This window comes from Lysinibacillus sp. 54212 (assembly GCF_036662795.1).
GTDB lineage: Bacteria > Bacillota > Bacilli > Bacillales_A > Planococcaceae > Lysinibacillus_B.
Window position 1 is genome coordinate 214,599 of the sequence record NZ_JBAFWZ010000001.1, and the last position, 12,495, is coordinate 227,093.

The window sequence follows — 12,495 nt, forward strand, 5'->3', positions numbered from 1 at the left end:
ATATATTTTAGCATAATTAGCGAACAATGACTATAAGTATCATACTTGACTGAATTTCTGCTTTTTATAAAAGGGAAATGACTATTTTTGTCGAATAACTAATAATTATAACTTAAAGCTCTATTACATATTATCCGACACTTCATGTTTAGTGGTCATAACTTCACTCGCACCAAAAACATATTAATACAAAACCCTTCACGAACATATTTATAATGACATAGTTATTATAAATTAAAGTATTTGCGAACAAGGAAGCAAAGCCAGCTGCATTTAGATTCCTGCTGTAAATTTAATAACATGCCATGGATAATTGCTTTTCTGGGAACCGCACTGTTTAGTTGTTCGTTTAATATTGAAAGGGAATCAAGAATAATTTCATCTTCCATATTTTTGTATACTCTTTGTAATTCGTTAATTATATCTTCTTTTACTACTTCGACTACATGATAGGCACTTTGTTTAAACATTTCTTCTGTAATGAAAAATTTATTACAATGCTGTGCAATACAATCTGTTTTTTCAACAAGACTTTCACATAATTCTTTAAGATTTAAAGGTTGAGTCGTTTTCATAATTAAATGTGAGTACGATCCTATAAAACCTTTTATAATGTATGATAAATCATATTGATGCTGATCAATTCTTTCACCATAAAGCTCTAATATAATGTTTTGCAAGGTTTTTGTAATAAAGGTTTCATAAAATGTCATTTTATTTATTAACGCCTCATCTATTGAATGAAGCTGCTCTTTAATAAATACTTCTGTAAAATTTGCATTTTTTTTCATCATTTCAAATGTTGTTAAATAGAAGTGGAATAGCTTATCATTTGGATTCGAAAACGCATTGACTATTCGGTCAATTTCAATCGTAAAACTCTTCATGAAATAGTCAATTATTGACATAATAAGTTCATCTTTTGATTTAAATGACAAATAAAAGGCACCTTTAGAAATTCCACATTGTTCAGTGATTTGTTGAACAGACGTTGATTCTATACCTTTTGTTGCAAATAGTTCAATTGCTGTTTCCATTATTAATTGTTTTTTTGACATAACGATAAACCGCCTTCCTTAATTGACAACTGACCAAGTAGTCATTATTATAGGATGTGGAGTTTAGAGAGTCAAGAAAGGTAAGGTGTCCAAGTGAAAGGATTAGTTAATTTCGTCCTGAAAAATAAACTTGCTGTATGGCTATTAACCATTATTATTACAGTTTCAGGTATTTATTCAGGGACACGAATGAAAATGGAGTCAATTCCGGATATTTCTATCCCATATTTAATCGTCATGGGTGTTTATCCTGGGGCTACTCCTGAACAAGTAATGGATGAACTGTCCATTCCATTTGAAAAGGCAGTTGAGAGCCTTGAAGATGTAAAGGCTGTATATTCAACTTCTTCGCCAAACGTTTCCCAAGTACAGGTGGAATATGAGTTTGGTGTTGACATGGATGAAAAAAAACGTCAGTTAGAATCCGCATTAGATGGCATCACATTACCTGAAGATGCACAAAAACCAACGATTATGGCGATTAGCATGAACATGATGCCAGTTGTTGCGTTATCTGTCAGCAGCTCGGCAGAAGATATTGTTGAACTAACATCAACAGTTGAGGATATTTTATTACCTAAAATAGAAAAAATTGATGGTGTAGCCTCGGCTACTATTACAGGTCAGCATATTGAACAAGTGTCATTTACATATGACACAAAGAAAATGGAAGCTTTAGGCTTAACAGAAGAAGCTGTTAGACAAATGATTCAAGCAAGTGATATGGCATTATCACTCGGTTTATACGATTTTGCTGTCGGTGAACAAGTCGTTTCAGTAGACGGAAAAGTAAAGTCAGTCGAGGAATTTAAGGAATTATTAATTCCTGTAACACCTTCTGAAACAAATCCTTCTCCATTCGTTCGTTTAGGCGATATTGCTGAAATTGAAGTAGAGGGTAAGGTTCAATCTGTTTCTCGTACAAATGGTGAAGATGCAATTGCTATCCAAATCGTAAAAGGGCAAGAAGCAAATACTGTAACAGTGGTTGATGCTGTTAAAGATTTAATTCAAGATGAAGAAAAACGTATCGATGGATTACAAGTTGATATTTCGCTTGACCAAGGTGAACCAATTAAGGATTCAGTATTTACAATGGTTGAAAAAGCTGTATTTGGTGGATTAATTGCCGTGTTAATCATTTTACTATTCCTACGAGATTTCAAATCGACAATCATTTCAATTATTTCGATTCCAGTTTCGATTTTCCTAGCCTTGTTGCTATTAAATTGGATGGATATTACGTTAAATATTATGACACTAGGTGCTATAACCGTTGCGATTGGTCGAGTAATTGATGACTCAATAGTAGTAGTAGAGAATATTTACCGTCGTATGCATTTAAAAGACGAAAAATTATCTGGTCGCGCTCTAATCCGTGAAGCAACAATTGAAATGTTTAAACCGATTATGTCTTCTACGTTAGTAACGGTAGCTGTATTTGCTCCATTAATTTTTGTTGGTGGTATGGTTGGTGAATTATTCATGCCATTCGCATTAACGATGACATTTGCACTTGGAGCCTCTTTAATCGTTGCGGTTACGATTGTTCCGGCACTTTCACATTTCTTATTCCGTAAAAAGTTATATACTGAAAAAACGGATAGTAACCATAAAGAAGTTGGGAAGCTTGCAACATGGTATAAAGGAATACTAGAAAAAGCGCTAAACCATAAAGTGATTACATCCGTACTTGCAATCATTTTACTTGTTGGTTCACTTGCGCTTACACCTTTAATTGGATTCTCTTTCATGGGTTCTCAAGAAGAAAAAGTGATGTATTTAACATATACACCAGCCACAGGAGAACTAATGGATGAAACAGCGAAAAATATTGATGAAGTTGAAAAAGAATTATTAAAACGAGATGATATTGATATTTTACAAGTATCAATCAATGATCCTGATAATGTTGATCCAGCTGCGATGATGATGGGTGGAGGCGGAGGCGGTGCATTAATGTACCTAATCTTTGATCCAGAAATGAAAGACTTCCCAGAAGCTCGTGAAGAAGTAGAGGAATATGTATTCAACATCGGTCAATCGGGCGAATGGAAATCTCAAAACTTCTCAATGAATATGTCTTCAAACGAGGTTAGCTATACCCTATATAGTGAAGATTTAGAAGATTTATCGACTGCTGTGAAGCAAGTTGAAGGCGTTTTAAAGGATGTTAAAGGACTAGAGGATGTAACATCTGACTTTGAAGATGCATATGTTGAACATGTGTTAAAAGTTGATCAGCAAAATGTATTACAATATGGCTTAACAACAGGTCAAATTGTAATGGCATTATCAGAATCTGCAGCGAAAGAAGTATTAACGACAGTCAAACATGATGGCAATGATATTGAAGTAGTTGTTAAGCGTGAAGCAAAAGCTGCAGCAACTTCGATTGAGGATGTTTTAGCGACAGAAATCAATACTGCGCTTGGTACGACAATGACCATTGGTGACCTCGTTGAAGTTGAAGAAGGAGAAGCATTAAATTCACTTTCTAGATCAAAGGGCGAATACTTCACTACTGTATCAGCTACAATTACTGATGCTGATATTTCTAAAGCAACTGCTGCCGCTGACAAGAAAATTAATAACCTTGAATTACCTAAAGGGGTAACAACAGGTGTTGCTGGTGTAGCAGCAGATATGGCTGAAACATTCACTCAATTAGGAATTGCGATGCTTGCTGCAATTGCTATCGTTTACTTCATCCTAGTTGTAACATTTGGCGAAGGTCTTGCACCATTTGCTATTCTATTCTCATTACCATTTACAGTTATCGGCTCGTGGGTAGGATTATGGGCTACCGGTCAAACAATTTCTGTATCCGTAATGATGGGGTTATTAATGTTGATAGGAATTGTTGTAACAAATGCCATTGTACTTGTAGACCGAATAATTCATATGGAACGTGATGGATTATCAATGCGCGAGGCAATTCTTGAAGCGGGTGGAACTCGTCTTCGTCCAATCTTAATGACGGCAATTGCGACTATCGGTGCTATGCTACCAATGGCATTTGGTGGAGCTGGTGGTGGTCTGATTTCAACAGATCTTGCAATAACAGTTATTGGTGGATTATTATCGTCAACGCTTTTAACACTAATTATCGTACCGATTGTTTATGAAGTACTATCAAAAATGTTAAAGAAAAATCGTAAAGATGTAGAAGAAAATTAATAACAATAAAGCTAGCTAAATTAGGATACATTCCAGTTTAGCTAGCTTTTGCTTTCAAAAAGAAAGCAAAATATTACTAAAGGATTTTTTATAATTATTGTCGAATATTTTTAAAAAGGAAGGAGGGAATTGAATGAAGTTCACAGCATTTTATCAATACCTAGATGACAAACAATTAATTCAATCTAGTCGGTGTGTTGTGAAGGCAGATCTAAACACAACAATGTCTGATGAAGAAAAAAGCAATATCTTAATATCTATACTTAAAGAAATGACTGGTCATGAAGTACAGGTTATTGAAAGAGCACTAAGATATCGATAATATACTTAAAAAACACTCTCTTTTGGGGAGTGTTTTTTCTTTAAAGCAAAATTACTGTTGTCGGTTGATTATTAATCAGTTGTTATAGAGTTGTTTTTTGTATGAATTATTGTTTAAGCTTTAATTGAATCTTTCATTTGCTATATTTGCATTCAAACTTTAAAGGATATATTATTTCTCATTCTTAATATTATAGATTTTATTTTCCGCATTTTAGTTTAGTAAGGGTAGCACTGTTTACAATGGGCTAGTTACTGATATACCAGTAACTATTTTGAGTATATTATCATTATTCGGTAATATCTTATACTCTATCACTAATGACATTTCCTAAAGCACACAAGCCCTAAAATAGAAAAAGCTAAAGGAGTGAAATAAATGATTAAAGTAGCATATGATGCAGGACACTTTTACAATACACCTGGTAAGCGCACACCGGATGGAGAGCGTGAATGGACTTTTAACGATAAAGTCGCGAGTGCATTTGCAAATGAATTAGCTCTTTATAAGGGTGTAATGACAAAGCGGTTTGATGATCCAACAGGGATAACAGACATACCATTAAAAGAGCGTACAGACGGCGCTAATGGATGGGGAGCAGACTATTATTTCTCTTTTCATAAAAATGCTAATACTGCACAGTGGGGGAATTGGACTGGTGTTGAAACTTGGATTTACAGCAATGCTTCAGCTAAATCAATAGCACTTGCTAACGCAATTCATCCGACTGTAGTTGCAGCCTATGGGTTGCGAGATCGTGGTATTAAGAAGGGTGATTTGCACATCCTCCGAGAAACTAAAATGCCAGCAATACTTATTGAAGGTCCATTTATGGATTCAATTATCGATATTAATAAGTTACGTGATATAACAGTACTCGAAAAGGCAGGGAAATTAGTTGCCAGAGCACTCGCTCGTTACTTAGGACTCAAAAGAATTATATCAGAGGAAGATGAGGAGGAAACACTAGTGACACAGCCAATTTATGAAAAGGATGCTAAACCATCTGAATGGGCAGCGTCAGCGGTAGAATGGGCGAAAGAAAACGGCATATCAGATGGCACATATTTAAAACGCCCAGCGACACGAGAAGAAGTAATTACAATGTTATATAATATGCAAACAAAATTAAAATAAGTTAGGAGCCTTTATCGTGGTAGTAGCATTTTTGGTGAATTGTGGATGTAAAATACGAAATACTAAATCTCAAAAAAATTAAAAATTGCCTTCCACAGAATTGTGGAGGGCCTGTTAAACGTACCTCATTTGTACCCAAAATCATAATACTAAATAACGTTCCTAAAAAAATATAAGAACTATATCCTTCAGATTTCCTCACATGCACTCCCTCAATCAAGTATTTTCTACAAAATACAAAACCCATTACAAACACCGTCTTATCAAGGTATGATAGACGATGAGGTGATTTTATGTTTATTAGTGAAAAAAGAATTGAAATCCGTTATGCCGAAACAGATCAGATGGGCGTGGTGTATCATGCGAATTATATCGTTTGGTGTGAGATTGGACGAACACAGCTAGTAAGCGATCTTGGTTTCAATTATGCGGGACTTGAAGAGGATGGCTATGTTTCGCCTGTACTTGATCTATCTATTCAATATAAAAAGGCCATGCGATACGGACAAACTGCAACAGTGCGCACATGGATTGAATCGCACGGTAAGCTTCGTACAACTTACGGCTACGAAATACTGCATGAAGATGGCTCGATCGCAGCAACGGCAACTTCTGTACATACTCTAATCAAAAAAGAAAACTTCCGTCCTGTTTCGCTTTCAAAAATTGACTCTGCATGGGATGAAAAATATAAAGAAGAGGCTCGAATTAAAGAGCAATAAATTTTGGTTTCAGTAGGAAGTGTATTTGTCTATCCTTTTACCAGAAATTGAAACTTCTCCCTCGTTTTATCGTATAATTACGTAGAGGTGATACGATGATTCATGTAAAAGGAAAATATACGGATGCAAATATTTATACAAATACGCCACTTCCAACAGCAATTGAGCAAATTCAGGAGCTAACGGATCAACCATTTATGGCTGGAACAAAAATACGTATTATGCCAGATTATCATGCTGGCAAAGGCTGTGTAATTGGAACAACGATTAAATTAAAAAATCATGTTGTGCCAAATCTTGTAGGGGTAGATGTAGGCTGTGGTGTATTTGTGGCAGAAATTGATCAGGAAAGGATTGATTTTGCAAAGCTAGATTCAACAATTCGAGAGTTTATTCCGAGCGGAGCAAACATTCATAGCGATATATCTCCGTCTCGAAATTTCCAAGAATTTGATAGCTCACAGTTTATTGCAGCAGGTCTTAAAAATGAATATACAAATCTATCGCTAGGGACACTCGGTGGTGGTAACCATTTTATTGAGCTTGCTAAAGACGAAAATGAAAAACACTATTTACTCATTCATACAGGCTCTCGTTACGTAGGGGCGAAAGTTGCAAATTGGCATCAAAAGAGAGCATTCGAATTGCTTCGTCGAGATGATTTAGCGGTTATCATTGAAGAGTTAAAGGAACAAGGTCGTGAACAGGAAATCCAAAAAATGATTCAAGAGTATAAACAGCAAAATCCTGTTATCCCAAAGGAGCTCGCGTACTTAAAGGATGAGCCATTCCACGATTATCTGCACGATATGAAAATTGCCCAAAAATTTGCACGGATGAATCGTTGGGTTATTGCTGAAACGATAGCACAGCATATGGGCTGGTCATATAGTGATACATTTGATACGATTCATAACTATATCGAAATAGAAACGATGACACTTCGCAAAGGGGCAGTACGTGCGAATAAAGATGAAAAACTCGTGATTCCATTGAATATGCGCGATGGATCTCTTATTTGTGTCGGAAAAGGGAATAAGGATTGGAATTATTCTGCTCCACATGGCGCTGGTCGACTTTATTCACGAAGAGCGGCAAAGCAAGCCTTAACAATGGAAGATTTTAAGGATACAATGCAAGGGATATGGACTACTTCAGTGAGTGAGGAAACACTTGACGAAGCACCTATGGCATATAAGCCAATGTCTGAAATTACATCAGTTATTAATGAAACCGTAGATATTATTAAGCTTGTAAAGCCTGTGTACAATTTCAAGGCGAGTGAGGAAAAAAAGCCTTATGAGCGAAGAAAATAGTCCGTCTCTAAAAATATCGTAAAGACAAATCTTTTCTATTAATTAGATGAGATTTGTCTTTTTGTCTTTTTGTTTTTTATTAGCTAGTAATTCCCCTCGGTATGAGTGATTTGCGCTACCAACGAACGTGTCTTCTTGTTATAATAAAGTTTGTGACTATTTTTGAATGAAGAGATAGAAAGGGTGTTAACATGGGGGCAATAACGACTGAAAAAGTGCGATGTCATATCGTGTTAACCAATACAGCACGTGAAGCGATTAAGGAGCATGTTCCAGATGAGCAAGCCTTTTTTAATCTTCAACGAGCTTTCATTGTATACGTCGAAAAACTCGCGATTGAACAAACGCAGCTTTCGATTACTCTTTATTTTGACCCGGATAAAAACAAAGCACTGACTAAGAAATTTCCTAATCGCGTCGTCATTATGGACTGTTTATTTGACCTGAAGAGTGGGCTAGTAGCTAAAAGCTTTCGAACGAGGGGAAAAGGGACACCAGTTATAACAAACCGTCGTGAAAAGATGTTAATTCATTTTGTCCCAACTCGAATAAACGGTCATACGTATCCTGAACCGTTTATCACGACCCTTGCCAATTTACCAGTTGCCCAGGAACGCTTTGATTATGTAAATAAACGAATATCAAGTTGGGAAGGGTACTTAAAGGTTCTAGACAAAAATGCAGCCATTGAAGATATAGACGCAAGCTTTTCTTCTGCACGATTTAATGCAGCAAATACGCATGTTGTCATGCAGCTCGGTGGCTTAGATGCTAAACAGTGGAAAGCATTAAAAGGATTAAGTGCAAGAGTACGAGGCTTTAAACACGATTTAGGAGAGGTTGTGAAGGTTAACCGCGGCGACCGAACTGCTGAAATCGAATTACATCCTGAAATGGCAAGGCTTGCACATAAACATGAATTAACCTTTCAAAATGAGCAAATAGAATTTACTAATGCCGCAACGAAATCACAATTGAAAAGGTTGTTGAAAGGCTTTGAGCGGCTAAAGGAAGGATTGGCGGCTAACGCTAATCTTGAAAATATACTATTTGAAGATAAACCAGTTATCGCAGCAAGGCGCAAAGATGTAGAAATAGAATTTCATAATCAATTAAATGAATTTCAGCGTGATGCCGTTAAAGGTGCGATGAGTGCAGAGGATTTATACGTTATTCAAGGTCCACCAGGTACGGGTAAAACAACGGTTATTTCAGAAATCTGTTATCAAAACGCCAAGGCCGGCTTAAAAACACTCGTTGCTTCTCAATCGAATTTAGCTGTAGATAATGCATTAAGTCGATTATTATCAAATAAAGATATTCGCATTCTTAGATATGGCCGGACAGAAAGTATTGAAGAAGAAGGTAAAAAATTCATCGAGGAAAATGTTTCAGCGTATTGGAAAAAGCAAACATACGAAGCCATTACGGATGAAAATGATCATCATACTTTAAAGGAAGCGCAGTTACAAGCAGAAATTACATTAGGTCAGCAAACGATTCAAAATCTAGAAGAAAAAAAACAAACGCTGCTTGAGCAAATTGAGCAAAAAAAACAGGCAGAGAAGCAGCTTATTCCGTTAAACGAGGAAATCACTCTTTTAAAAAAGAAGCTTGTTACCTTTAAAAAAGAGCGTGACGAGATTGAAAGAACGATTGACAAGCTTCAACCTACAAAAGCTGACTACCAGGCTAAAATCGACAAGCTTGAGCAAACCTTAGCTGAGTTCGATCAAGAGGAAGTGCTACAAAAAAATATAGAAGATAAAAAACAACTACTTGAACAAGTTACAAAGGAATTAGAAATTGCAAAGTTAATACAAGAGCAGCAGCAAATTCGTACAGAGCTTAATGAAAAAGAGCAAAAAATGGATGCACTTTCTGGTGGCGCAGCACAAATTGAAGCTAAGGCTACAGAAATAGCGGCTTTAAAAAAGGTTTACGAAGTAGAAGCTTATATGGAGCAGCATCAAATCCGCAGAAGTTATGTCCTTGACCGTATTTTAATGTCACTTGACAAATGTCAAATGCAGCTAGAGGAATATCAAGGAATTAAAGAGATTGCGGCTCGTATCGAAAAAGCGATTGTCTATAGTGAAACAGCACTTGGAATCACAGTCCAGCAGCTACCACTTCCAACAAACCATAGCTATTCGATAAGAGAAGTAGATGACTTTTTATCAAAGCTAAGTCATGCATTTGTTCAGAAAAAAATAAATAGATCAAATGGTACCCGCTCTATACAGGGCTTATATTTACGCAAGGGGTTTATAGAACAACTGCAGATTCAATATAAAAAGCTAATCAATGATACTGTAATTCTTTTCGGTAAAATGAAGGAAGAACTGATCGAATCCTTTAAACAGCAGCAAGGAAATACTAACGAAGTCATACAAAGCCTACAAGAAACTGTACAAAAGCTTAAAGGGCGTATGACAGCAACATCGCTGCATCTTGAATCACTCCCTAGTATAGAAGCACGGCCAATTGCTGAATTACAGCAAATACTTCAGACGACCGAAAGTGATTTAAAACAAGAGACAAATGCAATAGCAAATATCTCTGAAATTATAAATCAGCTTTCAGAGCAGCAACAGCAGCTAAAAGTAGTTGAGCAGGAAATGAGCAACGGTGAAAAGCTATTAACCGAGAAAACACTTGAACTAAAAACAATTAATTCAACTGGACTTCAACTCGAAAAAGAAAAGCAAGAGCTAGAAAATCTAATAAAACAAAATCCTGAAGCGGAGCTAGTGAAAACAGAGCAGCAGGTCATTGAAGAGACAGACAAAATTGCTAACCTAAGCACGAAGATTACCATGCTTCCAATAACTCAAAGCTTACAAAAGCAGTGGCAAGGTTTATTAGAAAATGCCAATGATCATGACTTAGATGAAATTCGTAAATTATATGTAAAGCATGCAAACGTCATTGGAACAACATGCGTGGCCTCAGCAAACAAAGAATTTATGGACAACTATCCGACATTTGATGTTGTCATTATTGATGAGGTTTCAAAGGCAACGCCACCTGAGCTTCTGCTACCAATGCTAAAGGGAGCTAAGATAATACTAGTAGGAGACCACCATCAATTGCCACCGTTAGTAGGGGATGAAACCTTTAACGAAACACTTGAGCAGGTTATAAAAGATAGTGATACATTCGAGGAAAAGCGTGAACTTGAAAAGCTATTAGAGGAATCGCTATTTGAACGGTTATATAAAAATCTGCCTCCGTCAAACAAGAAAATGCTAGCAATTCAATATAGAATGCATGAAAACATTATGAAAACGATTGCACCTTTTTACAAAAATGAAAACGAAGAATTGCAATGTGGCATACAGGATTCAGATGCAATGCGTGACCATCAGCTTGAAGCTACTCAATTTACGCGAAATAACCATCTGCTCTGGGTCGATGTACCGAATAAGCAGGGCTATTTTGAGGAACGAATGAAGGAAGGCTCTAGTTTATTTAATGAAGCAGAGTTAAACATCATCAAAGAAACGTTACTAGAAATTAATGAGGCAACAGCATTAGCTAAGGAACAGGGACGATTACCATCCGACTCATTAAAATCAGTAGGTGTCATTAGCTTTTATGCTGAACAAGTAAAGCGTATTAATCGCCTAATCGACCAAGAAGTATCGCTACCACATTTACACATCCGAACAGGCTCTGTCGATAAGTTTCAAGGGATGGAGATGGATGTAATTCTCGTAAGTATGGTTCGTAACAATGGGAATCCGCATGGTGATATTGGGTTTGCAAAGGATTATCGCCGTTTAAATGTTGCGCTATCTCGTGCCAAGGAGCTATTAATGCTTGTAGGAAGTACAGAGATGTTTACGAAACGACCAAAACAGCAGAAAACACGCGATATGTATTCTCATGTTCTTGCCACAGTTAAGGATCAAAACGGCTATCGATTAGTGACTACGTAAAGAGGTGACATTTTGAAGCTACAAGTTTTACAAAAGCAGCTTGCCAGTGAGCTACAGCAAAATAACCAGATTAAGATCATCCATGAAATGAGCTTTTGTATACCCGTTCATTCCATGAATGTTACGTATCATCCTGTGTTAAAAAAGCCAATGGACATTTTAATGAAAATGATGCTATTGTCATTTAAACAAGGAGACTTTCGAAATGGTGAGGCGTTAGCAGACGTGCTACTCGTTGAACCGCTTTTCATAAATGATCTTCTCCAAAAAATGCAGAAAACGGGGCTCCTTAGAATGGAAGCTGCAATTAAATTAACAGAAAAAGGCGAACAACAGCTTGAAGAGGGCATCTATGAGGAGGAGCTCGATGAACAATCGCACATTTTGCAATTTAGCCCGATACACAATCATTTTCTAACTGGCGATATCGAAAGTGTATTGGATTTTGATGATTTTCCCGAGGTACTTCCTTATGCACAAGACCTATCGCTACCTGAATTAGAAGATCAAGAAATCATCGAGCTTCTACAGCAGGAAATACTAGATGAAGAAATACCAACATATATTACTTCCATAATATCGACTGAGGAGCTACAAATAAATGATGTTCCTTGTCCCGCATTTATTTTATATGAGGCATCCTCCGACACATTATTCGCCCGTGTGTACAATACATTAACAAATCAGTGGGACGAAAGCCTTGCTACATTTCTACATGAGAAGGAACGTTCGAGCTGGCGTGAAAAATATTTGTAATCACAGAAAACCTGTCAACAATTGGCAGGTTTTTTCTTGTTCCTTAAAAGGTATAAGAAT

Annotated in this window: 8 protein-coding genes; 7 read left to right on the forward strand and 1 reads right to left on the reverse strand. The window is 36.5% G+C overall.

Annotated features, from left to right (window positions below; all coding sequences use genetic code 11):
* Positions 1–227 precede the first annotated feature (227 nt).
* On the reverse strand, positions 228–1,037 hold the full coding sequence (locus V4T18_RS01050) for a TetR/AcrR family transcriptional regulator (protein ID WP_332645570.1): 810 nt from the start codon (positions 1,035–1,037) through the stop codon (positions 228–230).
* A gap of 114 nt (positions 1,038–1,151) precedes the next feature.
* On the opposite strand from V4T18_RS01050, the gene V4T18_RS01055 reads away from it, so the two are divergent.
* From V4T18_RS01055 to V4T18_RS01085, 7 genes are all read left to right on the forward strand, one after another.
* Positions 1,152–4,238 (forward strand): efflux RND transporter permease subunit, encoded by a 3,087-nt coding sequence (locus V4T18_RS01055; RefSeq protein ID WP_332645572.1) that lies wholly within the window; start codon positions 1,152–1,154, stop codon positions 4,236–4,238.
* A 133-nt stretch (positions 4,239–4,371) separates the two neighbouring features.
* Positions 4,372–4,560: a hypothetical protein gene (locus tag V4T18_RS01060; protein ID WP_332645573.1), complete on the forward strand. Its 189-nt coding sequence runs from the start codon at positions 4,372–4,374 to the stop codon at positions 4,558–4,560.
* A 378-nt stretch (positions 4,561–4,938) separates the two neighbouring features.
* Positions 4,939–5,697, forward strand: coding sequence for an N-acetylmuramoyl-L-alanine amidase (locus V4T18_RS01065; protein ID WP_332645575.1), 759 nt, complete (start codon positions 4,939–4,941; stop codon positions 5,695–5,697).
* Between the two features lie 293 nt (positions 5,698–5,990).
* On the forward strand, positions 5,991–6,419 hold the full coding sequence (locus V4T18_RS01070) for an acyl-CoA thioesterase (protein ID WP_332645576.1): 429 nt from the start codon (positions 5,991–5,993) through the stop codon (positions 6,417–6,419).
* 95 nt (positions 6,420–6,514) lie between these two features.
* Positions 6,515–7,735 carry an RtcB family protein gene (locus V4T18_RS01075; protein WP_332645577.1) on the forward strand — a complete coding sequence of 407 codons (1,221 nt, stop codon included), beginning with the start codon at positions 6,515–6,517 and terminating at the stop codon, positions 7,733–7,735.
* Between the two features lie 191 nt (positions 7,736–7,926).
* Positions 7,927–11,679, forward strand: a complete 3,753-nt coding sequence (locus V4T18_RS01080; RefSeq protein WP_332645578.1) for a DEAD/DEAH box helicase — start codon at positions 7,927–7,929, stop codon at positions 11,677–11,679.
* A gap of 12 nt (positions 11,680–11,691) precedes the next feature.
* Positions 11,692–12,435, forward strand: coding sequence for a nucleoside-diphosphate sugar epimerase (locus V4T18_RS01085; protein ID WP_332645580.1), 744 nt, complete (start codon positions 11,692–11,694; stop codon positions 12,433–12,435).
* The last annotated feature ends 60 nt before the right edge of the window (positions 12,436–12,495 follow it).

Bases quoted from the DNA above. Each gene is read 5' to 3' on its own strand.
- V4T18_RS01080 (WP_332645578.1), top strand. From the start codon at position 7,927: ATGGGGGCAATAACGACTGAAAAAGTGCGATGTCATATCGTGTTAACC.
- V4T18_RS01075 (WP_332645577.1), top strand. From the start codon at position 6,515: ATGATTCATGTAAAAGGAAAATATACGGATGCAAATATTTATACAAAT.
- V4T18_RS01060 (WP_332645573.1), top strand. From the start codon at position 4,372: ATGAAGTTCACAGCATTTTATCAATACCTAGATGACAAACAATTAATT.
- V4T18_RS01070 (WP_332645576.1), top strand. From the start codon at position 5,991: ATGTTTATTAGTGAAAAAAGAATTGAAATCCGTTATGCCGAAACAGAT.
- V4T18_RS01065 (WP_332645575.1), top strand. From the start codon at position 4,939: ATGATTAAAGTAGCATATGATGCAGGACACTTTTACAATACACCTGGT.
- V4T18_RS01050 (WP_332645570.1), bottom strand. From the start codon at position 1,037: ATGGAAACAGCAATTGAACTATTTGCAACAAAAGGTATAGAATCAACG.